The 15442-nt window shown below is 52.5% G+C and carries 12 protein-coding genes; 8 read left to right on the forward strand and 4 right to left on the reverse strand.

The genetic code is table 11. The annotated features are described in order from the left end of the window. Positions 1-11: 11 nt before the first annotated feature. Positions 12-539 carry an anti-virulence regulator CigR family protein gene (locus HX884_RS07770; RefSeq protein ID WP_028028129.1) on the forward strand — a complete coding sequence of 176 codons (528 nt, stop codon included), beginning with the start codon at positions 12-14 and terminating at the stop codon, positions 537-539. Between the two features lie 36 nt (positions 540-575). Here the strand turns inward: HX884_RS07770 and pflA are convergent, their stop codons facing one another. The 4 genes from pflA to ycaO all read right to left on the reverse strand — a co-directional run bounded on the left by pflA (position 576) and on the right by ycaO (position 6872). Continuing rightward, positions 576-1316 (reverse strand): pyruvate formate lyase 1-activating protein, encoded by a 741-nt coding sequence (gene pflA, locus HX884_RS07775; RefSeq protein WP_014831281.1) that lies wholly within the window; start codon positions 1314-1316, stop codon positions 576-578. 198 nt (positions 1317-1514) lie between these two features. Continuing rightward, entirely contained in the window at positions 1515-3797 is a 2283-nt protein-coding gene (pflB, locus tag HX884_RS07780; protein WP_013097311.1) for a formate C-acetyltransferase, read from the reverse strand. A gap of 51 nt (positions 3798-3848) precedes the next feature. Further along, a complete protein-coding gene (gene focA, locus HX884_RS07785) occupies positions 3849-4706 on the reverse strand; it encodes a formate transporter FocA (protein ID WP_013097310.1) in 858 nt (285 codons plus the stop codon). A 405-nt stretch (positions 4707-5111) separates the two neighbouring features. Next, complete coding sequence (ycaO, locus tag HX884_RS07790; protein WP_178327935.1) at positions 5112-6872, reverse strand: 30S ribosomal protein S12 methylthiotransferase accessory factor YcaO; 1761 nt, start codon at positions 6870-6872, stop codon at positions 5112-5114. A 127-nt stretch (positions 6873-6999) separates the two neighbouring features. Here ycaO and HX884_RS07795 point away from each other — a divergent pair, with 127 nt between their 5' ends. The 7 genes from HX884_RS07795 to HX884_RS07825 all read left to right on the forward strand — a co-directional run bounded on the left by HX884_RS07795 (position 7000) and on the right by HX884_RS07825 (position 15391). Further along, on the forward strand, positions 7000-7692 hold the full coding sequence (locus HX884_RS07795) for a DUF421 domain-containing protein (RefSeq protein ID WP_013097308.1): 693 nt from the start codon (positions 7000-7002) through the stop codon (positions 7690-7692). 162 nt (positions 7693-7854) lie between these two features. Next, positions 7855-8943 carry a 3-phosphoserine/phosphohydroxythreonine transaminase gene (serC, locus tag HX884_RS07800; RefSeq protein WP_095452844.1) on the forward strand — a complete coding sequence of 363 codons (1089 nt, stop codon included), beginning with the start codon at positions 7855-7857 and terminating at the stop codon, positions 8941-8943. A gap of 68 nt (positions 8944-9011) precedes the next feature. Next, positions 9012-10295: a 3-phosphoshikimate 1-carboxyvinyltransferase gene (aroA, locus tag HX884_RS07805; protein WP_029882988.1), complete on the forward strand. Its 1284-nt coding sequence runs from the start codon at positions 9012-9014 to the stop codon at positions 10293-10295. Positions 10296-10480: 185 nt separating this feature from the next. After that, positions 10481-11164, forward strand: coding sequence for a (d)CMP kinase (gene cmk, locus HX884_RS07810; RefSeq protein ID WP_013097305.1), 684 nt, complete (start codon positions 10481-10483; stop codon positions 11162-11164). A gap of 111 nt (positions 11165-11275) precedes the next feature. Further along, the gene (rpsA, locus tag HX884_RS07815) at positions 11276-12949 is read left to right on the forward strand and encodes a 30S ribosomal protein S1 (protein ID WP_008499966.1); all 1674 of its coding nucleotides are present in this window, start codon (positions 11276-11278) and stop codon (positions 12947-12949) included. Between the two features lie 170 nt (positions 12950-13119). Further along, the gene (ihfB, locus tag HX884_RS07820) at positions 13120-13407 is read left to right on the forward strand and encodes an integration host factor subunit beta (protein WP_003858233.1); all 288 of its coding nucleotides are present in this window, start codon (positions 13120-13122) and stop codon (positions 13405-13407) included. Between the two features lie 214 nt (positions 13408-13621). Continuing rightward, positions 13622-15391: a DNA internalization-related competence protein ComEC/Rec2 gene (locus HX884_RS07825; RefSeq protein WP_249166303.1), complete on the forward strand. Its 1770-nt coding sequence runs from the start codon at positions 13622-13624 to the stop codon at positions 15389-15391. Positions 15392-15442: the final 51 nt, after the last annotated feature.

The raw sequence follows: 15442 nt of genomic DNA on the forward strand, positions 1-15442 counted from the left end.
AGGCAGCAATCATGGCTACACGTCGTTTAACCACTACCGCACTGGCAGTAGTGTTGTCTTTAACGTTTGCTACAGCACCGGTCATGGCTAACCCTGGAAACGGGAATGGCGGTGGTGGTCACGGTAACAGTGGCGGACAAGGTAATGGCGGTAATCACGGCAACGGGAATTCCGGCAATCATGGCAACGGAATGTCCGATACTCATGGCAATAAAAAAAGTGGTATGGACAACCCGGGTAAATCGAATAAAAGCGTCAGCGATGATGTCGATGCTCGCGTGAGCTTCGATCATGCTCGCCATCTGGCAGTGAACTATGGATTAACGGGGTATGAATCGCTGCCTCCGGGCATTGCTAAAAACCTCGCACGTGGCAAACCACTGCCTCCAGGTATTGCGAAGAAAACCGTGCCAGCCTCCATGCTGGGCCAGCTCCCTAACTATCCTGGCTATGAATGGCGCGTGGTCGGTGACGATCTGGTCCTGGTTGCGCTGAGTACTGCGATTGTGACTTCCATTATTAATGGTGTCTTTAAATAAAATACAAAAAGGCCCGGTTCTCACCGGGCCTCTTCTTTAATACATGACCTTGTGTCCGTATTGTTCCAGAATACCTTTCACGCGCTCCATCGTCTCTTTCTTCGGCGGCTTAACACCATCAAGCTTATATTCTTCACCCATCGCCACCCATTTATGTTTACCCAGCTCATGGTAGGGCAGAAGCTCAATTTTCTCGACGTTGCCCATATCGCGGGTAAATTCGCCCAGGCGATGTGCGGAATCATCATCATCAGACCAGCCTGGAACCACGACATAGCGGATCCAGGTTTTGATGCCCTTGGCTGAAATATATTTGGCGAACTCCAGCGTACGGTGGTTGGATACGCCAACCAGGTTCTGGTGGATCTCATCATTCATCTGTTTGAGATCGAGCATGACCAGGTCGGTGACTTCAAGCAATTCATCGATGACCGGATCGTAGCGGCGCACAAACCCGTTCGTGTCGAGGCAGGTGTGTATGCCTTCTTTGTGGCAGGCGCGGAACCAGTCGCGCACAAATTCCGCCTGAAGAATGGCTTCACCACCGGATGCGGTGACGCCTCCGCCGGACGCGTTCATAAAGTGGCGGTAAGTCACCACCTCTTTCATCAGATCTTCAACGGTCACTTCTTTGCCGCCGTGCGTATCCCATGTGTCACGGTTGTGGCAGTACAGGCAGCGCATCAGGCAGCCCTGGAAAAAGGTGATAAAACGGATGCCCGGGCCATCAACAGTGCCACAGGATTCAAAGGAGTGAATGCGACCAATAATTGACATTGCGGTGATATCTCCGAATTTGGCCCATCCCGGGGCCTGTGTTGATGCACAGCTCAAAGGCTATGTCGAGTCTGTTTTGGCTGTTATCCATTCAGTATAGATAGCGGCCAAAAGAGACTGGGGTGGGGAAGAAAAAGGCCCCACTGACGTGGAGCCTTTATTGTACGCTTTTTAACGCGTGATTTCAGTCAATTCCAGTTACATGGACTGAGTGAAAGTACGGGTGATAACGTCCTGCTGCTGTTCTTTAGTCAGGGAGTTAAAGCGTACTGCGTAGCCAGATACACGGATGGTCAGCTGAGGATATTTCTCAGGGTGTTCCATCGCGTCGAGCAGCATTTCACGGTTCATGACGTTCACGTTCAGGTGCTGACCACCTTCGATGGACGCTTCGTGGTGGAAGTAACCATCCATCAGACCCGCGAGGTTAGTTTTACGTACTTCGTCATCTTTACCCAGCGCGTTTGGCACGATAGAGAAGGTGTAAGAGATACCATCTTTCGCGTAAGCAAACGGCAGTTTTGCAACGGAAGTCAGAGAGGCAACCGCACCTTTCTGGTCACGACCGTGCATTGGGTTAGCACCTGGGCCAAATGGCGCGCCAGCACGACGACCGTCTGGGGTGTTACCGGTTTTCTTACCATACACAACGTTAGAGGTGATGGTCAGAACAGACTGAGTCGGGATAGCGTTACGGTAAGTGGTCAGTTTCTGAATTTTCTTCATGAAACGTTCAACCAGGTCAACCGCCATGTCATCAACGCGAGCGTCGTTGTTACCAAACTGCGGATATTCGCCTTCGATTTCGAAGTCGATAGCCAGACCGTCTTCGTCACGAATTGGTTTAACTTTCGCATATTTGATAGCAGACAGGGAGTCAGCAGCAACGGACAGACCTGCGATACCACACGCCATGGTACGGATAACGTCACGGTCATGCAGCGCCATCAGAGAGGCTTCGTAGCTGTACTTGTCGTGCATGTAGTGGATAACGTTCAGTGCAGTAACGTACTGTTTCGCCAGCCAGTCCATGAAGTGATCCATGCGATCCATGACTTCGTCATAGTTCAGCACATCGCCTTTGATTGGTTCAGACTTAGGACCAACCTGCATTTTCAGTTTTTCATCAACGCCGCCGTTGATAGCGTACAGCATGGTTTTCGCCAGGTTTGCACGCGCACCGAAGAACTGCATTTGTTTACCAACAACCATTGGGCTTACGCAGCATGCGATAGCGTAGTCGTCGTTGTTGAAGTCCGGACGCATCAGGTCATCATTCTCATACTGCAGAGAAGAGGTGTCGATGGACACTTTAGCGGCGAATTTCTTGAAGTTCAGAGGCAGTTTTTCAGACCACAGAACGGTGATGTTTGGCTCCGGAGAAGGACCCATGGTGTACAGGGTGTTCAGGAAGCGGAAGCTGTTTTTGGTGACCAGAGTACGGCCATCTACGCCCATACCACCGATAGATTCGGTTGCCCAGATTGGGTCACCAGAGAACAGTTCATCATACTCTGGGGTACGCAGGAAGCGAACCATACGCAGTTTCATGACCAGGTGGTCAATCATTTCCTGAGCGTCTTGCTCGGTGATTTTACCTGCTTTCAGGTCACGTTCGATGTACGCGTCCAGGAAGGTGGATACACGACCGAAGGACATTGCTGCACCGTTCTGAGACTTAACCGCGGCCAGGTAGCCGAAGTAGGTCCACTGGATAGCTTCCTGAGCGTTAGTTGCAGGACCAGAGATATCGCAGCCATATTTAGCAGCCATCTCTTTGATCTGACCCAGCGCACGGTGCTGTTCAGCGATCTCTTCACGCAGACGGATGGTCGCTTCCAGGTTTACGCCGTTTTCCAGATCGGACTGCAGGGAAACGAACTGCGCGTATTTGTCTTTCATCAGGAAGTCGATACCGTACAGCGCAACGCGACGGTAGTCACCGATGATACGGCCACGGCCGTAGGCATCTGGCAGACCAGTCAGAACACCGGATTTACGGCAGTTCAGAATGTCTTTGGTGTAAACATCGAATACACCCTGGTTGTGGGTTTTACGGTATTCGGTGAAGATTTTTTTCAGCATTGGGTCCAGCTCGCGGTTGTACGCTTTGCAGGAACCTTCAACCATTTTGATACCACCGAACGGGATGATCGCACGTTTCAGTGGTGCTTCAGTCTGCAGACCAACGATTTTCTCAAGGGCTTTGTTGATGTAACCAGCATCGTGAGAAGTGATGGTGGAAGCAACGGAGGTGTCAAAATCAACTGGCGCGTGAGTGCGGTTTTCCAGTTTTACGCCTTCCATTACGCTGTCCCACAGCTTGGTGGTCGCTTCAGTTGCGCCAGCCAGGAAGGATTCGTCACCTTCATACGGGGTATAGTTTTTCTGAATGAAGTCACGTACGTTTACTTCATTCTGCCAGTCACCTTTTGCAAAACCTTCCCAGGCTGTGGCTAACTTTTCATTAAGCTCGGACATGTAACACCTACCTTCTTAAGTGGATTTTTTATTTACTGCCTGAGATAACCATCAATGATGATCGTCGCCACGCAGGTAAATGACCCAGTATGTCAACCCAACTAACAGACCCCCACCGATAATGTTCCCGATAGTGACAGGGATCAGGTTATCAGTAATGAAATTCATAATAGTCAGGTGAGAGAAACTTTCCGGGGTTGAACCAACTGCAGTCCAGAACTCCGGGCTCGCAAAGTTGCGGATTACAATACCCATTGGGATCATAAACATGTTCGCGATACTGTGCTCGAAGCCGCTGGCAACAAACATCGCAACCGGCAGAACCATAATCATGGCTTTGTCCATCAGGCTACGGCCGGAGTAACTCATCCATACCGCCAGACAGACCATCAGGTTCGCGAGGATGCCAAGTGCAACCGCTTCGATAAATGTGTGGTGCATTTTGTGGTCTGCGGTCTGCAGGACGTTCAGTCCCCAGCCACCGTTGGCGGTCATATACTCGCCAGAGAGCCACATCAACAAAACAAAGAGCAGACAGCCAATCAGGTTACCAACATAGACGTTAAGCCAGTTGCGCGCCAGTTGACCCCAGGTAATTCTTCCGCTGGCTTTTGCTACGACAATCAGCACCGTTGAGGTGAAGAGGTCGGCGCCGCAGATAACGCACAGAATCAGACCCAGTGAGAAGCAAATGCCGCCAATCAGTTTGGCCATGCCGTAAGGCATCGCGGCAGTACCGGTGGTGGCAGTGATGTAGAAGACGAACGCGATAGAGATGAACACACCAGCCGTGATCGCCAGATAGAACGTCTTCATCGGGTGTTTCGTTGCTTTATAGACACCTGCTTCTTCGGCCACTTTGGCCATCGCAGCAGGGAGTAAAAGATCAAAAGGGTTGTCAGCTTTCACACTAACTCTCTCTTTATTAAGTCGGCGACGAGATACTAACAAAGCATTATAGAAGAGAAATTGATATAGATCATATCTCGCCTGGCTTATAGGCCCGCAGTGTGTATGGTTTTACGACAATTGCGGTGTAAGTTTTTGATTATCCGTGTAAAAATAAATTTTAAAAGTTATGAAAAGAGTTGAATTTTTTCGGTCGGCCACCTCTGAAACAGTTAATTAATATGGAGTATTTGCCATAAAAAGTAACAGTAAAGCCCAGGTAAATATTATTATATTTACCCATATTTAACTTTATTATTACATTCAACGTTCATTGCCGAAAAAATAAAAAACAGGGCAATGAAATTGCCCCGTAATATAGCCCAGACGATTAAATACGCCTACTGCTGATAATGTTATATGCGCTTATTTTGACCAATAAGCGGCTTTTGCTTTCTGCAGTTTTTCATAGGCCTTCAACAGCGACTGATGCGCAGGGAAGGCTTTCAGATCGCTGTCTACCGCCTGCAGTCCGTAGAATGGCGCTTCGCCGCTCAGGGCCGCGCTGGCGGCTTCTACCGCCTCGGCACCGTACATGCGCACGAAGGCATTCAGGTACTGCAGTGGCTCACGATCCTCTTCCTGCGCAAGAAGCAGGAGGGTTTGCAGGCAGCGGTAGTAGTTGGTGCGCTCGGCAGAGAACACTGACTGGTTGAATTCCATGGTCCACTCGGTCCAGGCCAGGGCCTGATCCAGATCGCCGCCAGCCAGCGCCAGCATCGCTTTCAGCTCGCCGATGCGCAGGGTATACCAGCCGTTGTCTTTACCGGTAGCCAGACCCAGCAGTTCACGTACGCGCGTGAAGTCATCATGGCCTTCGTCGTCCAGCTGGGCGATCAGGTTCAGATAATCCTCTTTTTCCCACTCGCTGCCCGGCAGGGCCAGCAGCGTTTCACGCAGGTGCGCACCCATGCTGTTGTTCGCCAGCCACAGATCTTCAGCCGGATAGATATCGGACATGCCCGGCACCAGAATACGGCAGGCGTAAACACCCAGATGTTCGTAGTCAGCAATGTAGACTTCTTTATCTTCCGCGTTGAAGATAGCCATCAGGGTAGCGAACTCTTCTTCGGTCGTACCGGCAAAGCTCCAGTCGACGAATGGATAGTCTGCGTCCTGCTTGAACATATCCCAGGAGATCAAACCGCTGGAGTCGATGAAGTGGGTTTCGAGGTTGGTATGCTCGGCCACTTCTTCATCGTCAAAGGTTGGTGGAGTAAATACATCGAGATCTTTCAGGCTACGGCCCTGCAGCAGCTCGGTGACGGTACGCTCCAGTGCCACGCCAAAGTCAGGATGCGCGCCGAAGGAGGCGAAGCAGGTGCCGTTCGTCGGGTTAAACAGCACAACGCAGATAACCGGGTATTTACCGCCCAGCGAGCCATCATACGCAAAGATGGGGAAGCCTTCTGCCTCCAGCTTAGCAATGGATTCCACCACGCCCGGATAGCGCGCCAGCACGTCGGCCGGAATTTCAGGCAGACTGATGGATTCAGCAATGATGCGGTTTTTAATGTGGCGCTCAAACACTTCTGACAGCCCCTGCACACGCGCTTCATTGCGGGTATTACCGGCGGACATGCCGTTAGAGACATACAGGTTACCGACAATGTTCATCGGGATGTACACGGTCTGTTCATCAGACTGACGGGTGAACGGCAGGGCGCAGATCCCACGCTCTTCATTACCCGACTGCAGATCGATCAGCATGCTGGCGGTCAGTTCATTTTCCGGATCGTAGAACGCACGCAGACGCGCATCCAGAATGTCTTCCGGCAGTTCATCGTCTTCGGTCAGCGGGAACCATTTTTCATTGGGATAGTGAACGAACGGGCCGTTAGCGATGGTTTCACCCAGCCAGAAATCGGCGAAGAAGTAGTTGGTCGACAGACGTTCAAAATACTCACCCAGCGCAGAAGCCAGCGCCGCTTTTTTCGTCGCGCCTTTACCGTTGGTAAAGCACAGTGCACAGTCTTTATCGCGAATATGCACGGACCAGACGTGAGGCACTGGATTAAGCCAGGAGGCTTCTTCGATATTAAAGCCCAGGTCGGTCAGTTTCTGCTGGAAGCGAGCGATGGAATCTTCCAGGGCGGCGTCTTTGCCGGGGATAAACGTTTGAGTCATGGCGTTCACTTTTATCGTACGTAAAGCGCGCAATGATACGGGTTTTGCGTGACGGGTGCTATCTCCGGCGAAAATAAAAGACTGGGCTATGCTTACTGTCAGTAACTGACTGTTAAGGCATAAAAAAATGAAAGCATTCGATCTGCAAAGGATGGCGTTTGATAAAGTCCCACCCGAATTTTTAGGCGAAGTGGCGCTGCGTAGTCTGTATACCTTCGTCCTGGTCTTCCTGTTTCTTAAAATCACCGGTCGGCGTGGCGTACGGCAGATGTCGTTGTTTGAGGTGCTGATCATTCTGACGCTGGGTTCAGCGGCGGGGGATGTCGCTTTTTACGATGATGTGCCAATGGTGCCGGTGTTTATTGTCTTCGTCACGCTGGCGCTGCTTTACCGGCTGGTCATGTGGCTGATGTCGAAAAGCGAAAAGCTGGAAGACATGCTTGAAGGGAAACCCGTCGTTATCGTTGAGAACGGACAGCTGGCCTGGGAAAATGTCCAAAGCGCCAATATGACCGAATTTGAGTTCTTTATGGAGCTGCGGCTGAACAGCGTGGAGCAGCTTGGGCAAGTGCGTCTGGCGATAATGGAAACGAATGGGCAAATCAGCGTGTATTACTATCCTGACGACGAGGTTAAGCCAGGGCTCTGTATTCTGCCGGATATGTTGATCGAGCGGTTTAAAACGGTACCGGAATCCGGCGAATATGCCTGTGTAAGATGTAGCCATGTCGTTGCCATGCACGTGGGCGATCATCAATTATGTCCCCGCTGTACAAATCCGGAATGGTCGAAGGTTAGCCGGGCCAAACGCCTTGTCTGACAGCCATTTTGTCGGTTTTGTGACAGCGAGGCGACAGATTGTATTGTGTGACGAAGGGCACATTTCACCGGTCATAAGTTTTAGACATTGCGGCGCGTGTCACTGAATGATAAAACCGATATCCACAGTTATAACTTATGGCTTTTAGCGTGGTGAGGGGAAATGGCTCAAGTCTTTAATTTCAGTTCAGGTCCGGCAATGTTACCGGCAGACGTGCTTAAACAGGCTCAACAGGAACTTTGTGACTGGAACGGTCTGGGTACGTCGGTGATGGAAATCAGCCACCGAGGTAAAGAGTTTATTCAGGTGGCGGAAGAAGCAGAAAAGGATTTTCGCGATCTGCTGAACATTCCCTCGAACTACAAAGTATTGTTCTGCCACGGTGGTGGACGCGGCCAGTTTGCTGGCGTACCGCTGAATATTCTGGGTGACAAAACCACGGCAGACTATGTTGACGCTGGCTACTGGGCTGCCAGCGCGGTGAAGGAGGCGCACAAGTATTGCACGCCAAACGTCATCGACGCCAAAGTGACCGTTGATGGCCTGCGTGCCGTTAAGCCAATGAGCGAGTGGCAGCTCTCTGACAACGCCGCGTATCTGCACTACTGCCCGAACGAAACCATTGACGGGATTGCCATCGACGAGACGCCGGACTTCGGTAAAGACGTGGTGGTTGCCGCTGACTTCTCCTCCACCATTCTCTCTGCGCCGATTGACGTCAGCCGCTACGGTGTCATCTATGCGGGTGCGCAGAAAAATATCGGCCCTGCAGGCCTGACTATCGTCATCGTACGTGACGATCTGCTGGGTAAAGCGCATAAATCCTGCCCGTCGATTCTTGATTACACTGTGCTGAACGATAACGACTCCATGTTCAACACCCCACCGACGTTTGCCTGGTATCTCTCCGGCCTGGTCTTTAAATGGCTGAAGCAAAACGGCGGCGTGGCGCAGATGGACAAGATCAATCAGCAGAAAGCTGAACTGCTGTACGGCGTCATTGATAAGAGTGATTTCTATCGTAACGATGTGGCGAAAGCCAACCGTTCCCGCATGAACGTGCCGTTCCAGCTGGCGGACAGCAACCTGGATAAAGTATTCCTGGAAGAGTCTTTCGCCGCAGGTCTGCATGCGCTGAAAGGTCACCGTGTGGTAGGCGGCATGCGCGCCTCCATCTATAACGCCATGCCGCTGGAAGGCGTTAACGCCCTGACCGATTTCATGATTGACTTCGAACGTCGCCACGGTTGATTGCGCTGTTTTCACCCCCGTAGCCCTGCTGCGGGGTTTTTATTATGTTGAGTTGAGAGTTAAGTTTCATGGAATCCCTGACGTTACAACCTATCGCGCGGGTAGATGGCACCATCAATCTGCCTGGTTCAAAAAGTGTCTCGAACCGCGCTCTGCTGCTGGCAGCTCTGGCAAACGGCACCACCGTCCTCACGAACCTGCTGGACAGCGATGACGTGCGCCATATGCTCAATGCGCTGAAAGCGTTGGGAGTTCACTACACGCTGTCTGACGACCGTACCCGCTGTGAAGTGACGGGGAACGGCGGTGCGCTACGTTCAGCCGAGGAACTGGAGCTGTTTCTGGGTAACGCGGGAACCGCCATGCGCCCACTGGCGGCAGCTCTGTGCCTGGGCAGCAACAATATTGTTCTGACCGGCGAGCCGCGCATGAAAGAGCGTCCGATCGGTCATCTGGTGGATGCCCTTCGTCAGGGCGGTGCCCAGATTGACTATCTGGAGCAAGAGAATTACCCACCACTGCGCCTTCGCGGTGGCTTTACCGGCGGCAACGTTGAGGTGGACGGCAGCGTCTCCAGCCAGTTCCTGACGGCACTGTTGATGACTGCACCGCTGGCACCGCAGGATACGGTCATCACCATCAAGGGCGACCTGGTGTCTAAGCCGTACATTGATATCACCCTGCATCTGATGAAAACCTTCGGTGTGGAGGTGGAAAACCACGCGTATCAGCGCTTCGTGGTTCGCGGTGCGCAGCAGTATCAGTCTCCGGGTAACTATCTGGTTGAAGGTGACGCCTCATCTGCGTCTTACTTCCTGGCGGCAGGAGCGATTAAAGGCGGTACGGTGAAAGTGACCGGTATTGGCCGTAACAGCGTGCAGGGCGATATTCGTTTTGCTGATGTGCTGGAGAAAATGGGTGCGGTGGTGACCTGGGGGGAGGATTTCATCGCCTGTACACGTGGTGAACTCAACGCCATCGATATGGACATGAACCACATTCCTGACGCGGCAATGACCATTGCCACCGCTGCGCTCTTTGCAAAAGGTACCACGACGCTGCGTAACATCTACAACTGGCGCGTGAAAGAAACCGACCGTCTGTTCGCGATGGCTACCGAGTTGCGTAAAGTAGGCGCCGAAGTGGAAGAGGGCGAAGACTATATTCGCGTGACGCCTCCGGCAAAACTGCAGTTCGCGGAAATCGGAACTTACAACGATCACCGTATGGCGATGTGCTTCTCGCTGGTGGCGTTGTCCGATACACCTGTCACGATCCTCGATCCGAAATGTACGGCGAAAACCTTCCCGGACTATTTCGAACAGCTGGCCCGCATCAGTACACTGGCCTGATGACATGATGCCGCATCACCCGATGCGGCATTTCCTTACGTTTTCTGACGTTTGTTCCCGCACATTTCTTCTACACTCTGCTTCATTAATTCCGTAATTTGCACGCAAAGGTAACAGTTGCGCACGTTGGCGCGTATAATGCGCGGCGTTCATGTTAACGGTATGCCTTTATTAAGGAGAAAAAGATGACGGCAGTTGCCCCGGTAATCACCATTGATGGGCCTAGTGGCGCAGGGAAAGGAACTCTGTGCAAGGCGATGGCGGAAGCATTGCAATGGCATCTTTTAGATTCGGGAGCTATCTATCGCGTGCTGGCGCTGGCAGCGCTGCATCACCATGTGGATGTTGCGTCTGAAGAGGCGCTGGTTCCGCTGGCTGCGCATCTGGATGTGCGTTTTGTCTCGACCGATGGCAACCTCGAAGTGATCCTGGAAGGGGAAGATGTGAGCGGCGAAATTCGTACGCAGGAGGTTGCTAACGCTGCCTCTCAGGTAGCGGCTTTCCCGCGCGTTCGTGAGGCCCTGTTACGCCGTCAGCGTGCTTTCCGTGAAGCACCCGGCCTGATCGCTGACGGGCGAGATATGGGGACGGTTGTATTCCCTGATGCGCCAGTGAAAATTTTCCTTGACGCCTCCTCGGAAGAACGGGCTCAACGCCGCATGCTTCAGTTGCAGGAGAAGGGCTTTAGTGTTAACTTTGATCGCCTTTTATCCGAGATAAAAGAGCGCGATGACCGCGACCGTAACCGCGCCGTCGCCCCACTTGTTCCTGCAGAAGATGCATTAGTTCTGGATTCCACCAGTTTAACTATTGAGCAAGTGATTGAAAAAGCGCTACAATATGCGCGCCAAAAACTGGCACTCGCGTAATTGCGACCGATTTAGCAGTACCCCCGCTGCAATGGATTGACGGCGGGTATGTGAAACAACCCCATCCGGCACGGAGCCAGGTGGACGTTAATATTAACCTGAAGATTAAACATGACTGAATCTTTTGCTCAACTGTTTGAAGAATCCTTAAAAGAAATCGAAACCCGTCCGGGTTCCATCGTTCGCGGTGTTGTTGTTGCTATCGACAAAGACGTAGTACTGGTTGACGCCGGTCTGAAATCTGAGTCCGCCATTCCGGCAGAGCAGTTCAAAAACGCCCAGGGCGAGCTGGAAATCCAGGTAGGTGACGAAGTTGACGTTGCTCTGGACGCAGTAGAAGACGGCTTCGGCGAAACCCTGCTGTCTCGTGAAAAAGCTAAACGTCACGAAGCATGGATCACGCTGGAGAAAGCTTACGAAGAAGCTGAAACTGTGGTCGGTGTTATCAACGGCAAAGTTAAAGGTGGCTTCACTGTTGAGCTGAATGGTATTCGTGCGTTCCTGCCAGGTTCTCTGGTAGACGTTCGTCCAGTCCGTGACACCCTGCACCTCGAAGGCAAAGAGCTTGAGTTCAAAGTAATCAAGCTGGACCAGAAGCGTAACAACGTTGTTGTTTCCCGTCGTGCCGTTATCGAATCCGAAAACAGCGCAGAACGCGATCAGCTGCTGGAAAACCTGCAGGAAGGCATGGAAGTCAAAGGTATCGTTAAGAACCTCACTGACTACGGCGCATTCGTTGACCTGGGCGGCGTTGATGGCCTGCTGCACATCACCGACATGGCGTGGAAACGCGTTAAGCACCCAAGCGAAATCGTGAACGTGGGCGACGAAATCACTGTTAAAGTGCTGAAGTTCGACCGCGAGCGTACTCGTGTATCCCTCGGCCTGAAACAGCTGGGCGAAGATCCATGGGTAGCTATCGCTAAGCGTTACCCAGAAGGTACCAAACTGACTGGCCGCGTGACCAACCTGACTGACTACGGCTGCTTCGTTGAAATCGAAGAAGGCGTTGAAGGTCTGGTACACGTTTCCGAAATGGACTGGACCAACAAAAACATCCACCCATCCAAAGTTGTTAACGTTGGTGACGTAGTGGAAGTTATGGTTCTGGATATCGACGAAGAACGTCGTCGTATCTCCCTGGGCCTGAAGCAGTGCAAAAACAACCCATGGCAGCAGTTCGCGGAAACCCACAACAAGGGCGACCGTGTTGAAGGTAAAATCAAGTCTATCACTGACTTCGGTATCTTCATCGGCCTGGACGGCGGCATCGACGGCCTGGTTCACCTGTCTGACATCTCCTGGAACGTTGCAGGCGAAGAAGCAGTTCGTGAATACAAAAAAGGCGACGAAATCGCAGCAGTTGTTCTGCAGGTTGACGCAGAGCGTGAGCGTATCTCTCTGGGCGTTAAACAGCTCGCAGAAGATCCGTTCAACAACTGGGTTGCACTGAACAAGAAAGGCGCAATCGTAAACGGTAAAGTGACTGCAGTTGACGCTAAAGGCGCAACCGTAGAACTGGCTGACGGCGTTGAAGGTTACCTGCGCGCTTCTGAAGCTTCACGTGACCGCGTTGAAGATGCCACTCTGGTTCTGAACGTTGGCGACGATGTTGAAGCTAAGTTCACCGGTGTTGACCGTAAGAACCGTGCAATCAGCCTGTCTGTTCGTGCGAAAGACGAAGCTGACGAGAAAGATGCAATCGCTACTGTTAACAAACAGGAAGATGCAAACTTCTCTAACAACGCAATGGCTGAAGCTTTCAAAGCAGCTAAAGGCGAGTAATATCAAGTCCTCAGCATCCTTTGAGCGGTAACGCATTTATCGCGCGAAGGATGAGGAGCAAACTTGACAGATTGCAGGATTCGTCCTGTAATCAATAACAAAGGGCGGCTACGGCCGCCCTTGTTTAATGAGCTGTTCAGCTAATTGGTTTGAAAGGAACCGGAGGAATCATGACCAAGTCAGAATTGATTGAAAGACTTGCCAGTCAGCAACCGCATATCCCAGCTAAAGCAGTGGAAGATGCCGTAAAAGAGATGCTGGAGCATATGGCCACCACTCTTGCCCAGGGCGAGCGCATTGAAATCCGCGGTTTCGGTAGTTTTTCTCTGCACTATCGTGCTCCACGTACCGGGCGTAACCCGAAGACTGGCGATAAAGTCGAGCTGGAAGGTAAGTACGTTCCACACTTTAAGCCGGGTAAAGAACTGCGCGATCGCGCCAATATTTACGGCAACTGAGTTTAGCCATCAGGTTAAACTGGGTTCAAAAGAAAGCACCTCCGGGTGCTTTTTTTGTACTTATCGTTTTTATTCTGAAGCCGTGCCGCAATCCCCGTGTCGTTTTCTGCAAACCGACAAAAACAGTGCAGCGCGCGCTGTAACCTGCATTTTATTCAACTGACGCCTCTCTCCCTCTTCTTACATACTGCCGCCCTGAAACAGGGAGGTCGTAATGGGAATTCCCACACTAAGTCTGTGCGCCATTCTGGCGATAGTGCCGCTACTCTGGTTACCTGAACTACCTGCACGGCATACTGTATGGATCATGGTTGCCGGCGGGTTGGTGCTGGGCTTACAGCGAAGCATCAGTCTGAAGTGTATCGGTATGGGGTTGTTATTTTGCGCGTGGGGTATTCTGGCAGCGCAGGAAAGCGTCTGGCCGATGCAGCATTTAACCACCGGTGCAGTCAAGGCTGAGGTAGAGATCACCGCCACCGATGGCGCAACAGTCCATCAGGGGAAAATCGTTGCACTTAATGGTAAGCGCTGGTGGGCATCGACGGGCATCGTGCTGTATGGCAATTACCTGCCGCAAAAGGCCTGCGCGGGTCAGCGCTGGGCCATGACGCTCAGGCTCAGGCCTGTACATGGTGAACTAAACGACGGGGGATATGATCCTCAGCGAAATGCTTTTGCCCGGCATCAAACGTTAAGCGGACGTTTTACACGGGCAGAAATAATTGATGAACGCTGTAGCTTGCGTGCCCGCTATCTGTCATCGCTGCACGACACCCTTTCAGCCTATCGATGGGGAGCGGTGATCCTGGGGCTGGGGATGGGCGAGCGCCTGGATGTGCCCCGGGAAATAAAAACACTGATGCGTGAAACCGGCACGTCGCATCTGATGGCGATCTCGGGTTTGCACATCGCTCTGGCGGCTTCCATCGTCTGGTTGCTTGCCAGGGGTATTCAGTTTTTATTGCCGTGTCAGTGGATCCGCTGGCAGATGCCACTGCTTGCGGGACTGTTTTTTGCGGCCTTCTACGCATGGCTGACGGGTCTGCAGCCGCCTGCATTACGCACGGTCATCGCGCTTGCGGTGCTGGCCGCTCTGCGGATCGGCGCGCGTCAGTGGTCAGCATGGCAGGTCTGGTGTAGCTGTATTGCAGCGATACTCATCGTTGATCCGCTGGCGGTGCTTTCTCAAAGCCTGGTGTTGTCAGCGTTTGCTGTCGCGGCGTTGATTTTCTGGTATCAGTGGCTGCCACTCCCCAGCTGGCGCTGGACTCGCCGGGTGCGACCCCTGGTAAATTTACTCTATCTGCAGGTTGGGATGTTGCTGCTGCTCCTGCCTTTGCAGGTGTTGATGTTCCATGGCTTCAGCGTCTCTTCGCTGGTGGCCAATCTCTTTGCCGTTCCGCTGGTGACCTTTATCTCGGTTCCGCTGATCCTGCTCGGTATGCTACTGCACCTGCTCCCGCTAGTCTCCCTGGAGACTGGCGTATGGTTTGCGGCAAATAAGTCCCTGGCCGGATTGTTCTGGCTGTTGCAGCGTCTGCCTGATGGTTGGCAGGATGTCGATGAGCGCTGGCAGTACCTGGCATTGCTGCCCTGGCTGGCCATTATCGGCTGGCGCTTTCGCTCCTGGAAAAGCATGCCGGCGGTGTGTCTGACAGGAACTGTCGTGCTGGCATCCCCATTCATGCAAACGGAGAAAACCGATAGCTGGACGTTGCATATGCTGGATGTGGGGCAGGGGCTATCAATGGTTATTGAGCGGCAGGGTAAAGCGCTTCTATACGACACCGGTCCCGGCTGGCCTGGGGGAGACAGTGCGCAGCAGTTGATTATTCCGTGGTTACGCTGGCATCACCTGCAACCAGAGGGCGTTATTCTCAGTCACGAGCACCTGGACCATGCAGGTGGTCTGGCATCGCTGCAGGCGGCATGGCCCGGCTTATGGGTACGCAGCCCGCTGGGGTGGGCGCAGCATCTTTCGTAAGCGTTAAGTGAGCGCCGTATTGACGGCTATTTATTGGTGAGATCTACGTTC

Source organism: Enterobacter sp. SECR19-1250 (assembly GCF_013391025.1).
GTDB lineage: Bacteria > Pseudomonadota > Gammaproteobacteria > Enterobacterales > Enterobacteriaceae > Enterobacter > Enterobacter cloacae.

Excerpts from the sequence above, each read along its gene's own strand:
- HX884_RS07770 (WP_028028129.1), top strand. The coding sequence starts at position 12 with ATGGCTACACGTCGTTTAACCACTACCGCACTGGCAGTAGTGTTGTCT.
- pflA (WP_014831281.1), bottom strand. The coding sequence starts at position 1,316 with ATGTCAATTATTGGTCGCATTCACTCCTTTGAATCCTGTGGCACTGTT.
- pflB (WP_013097311.1), bottom strand. The coding sequence starts at position 3,797 with ATGTCCGAGCTTAATGAAAAGTTAGCCACAGCCTGGGAAGGTTTTGCA.
- ycaO (WP_178327935.1), bottom strand. The coding sequence starts at position 6,872 with ATGACTCAAACGTTTATCCCCGGCAAAGACGCCGCCCTGGAAGATTCC.
- HX884_RS07795 (WP_013097308.1), top strand. The coding sequence starts at position 7,000 with ATGAAAGCATTCGATCTGCAAAGGATGGCGTTTGATAAAGTCCCACCC.
- serC (WP_095452844.1), top strand. The coding sequence starts at position 7,855 with ATGGCTCAAGTCTTTAATTTCAGTTCAGGTCCGGCAATGTTACCGGCA.
- aroA (WP_029882988.1), top strand. The coding sequence starts at position 9,012 with ATGGAATCCCTGACGTTACAACCTATCGCGCGGGTAGATGGCACCATC.
- cmk (WP_013097305.1), top strand. The coding sequence starts at position 10,481 with ATGACGGCAGTTGCCCCGGTAATCACCATTGATGGGCCTAGTGGCGCA.
- rpsA (WP_008499966.1), top strand. The coding sequence starts at position 11,276 with ATGACTGAATCTTTTGCTCAACTGTTTGAAGAATCCTTAAAAGAAATC.
- ihfB (WP_003858233.1), top strand. The coding sequence starts at position 13,120 with ATGACCAAGTCAGAATTGATTGAAAGACTTGCCAGTCAGCAACCGCAT.
- HX884_RS07825 (WP_249166303.1), top strand. The coding sequence starts at position 13,622 with ATGGGAATTCCCACACTAAGTCTGTGCGCCATTCTGGCGATAGTGCCG.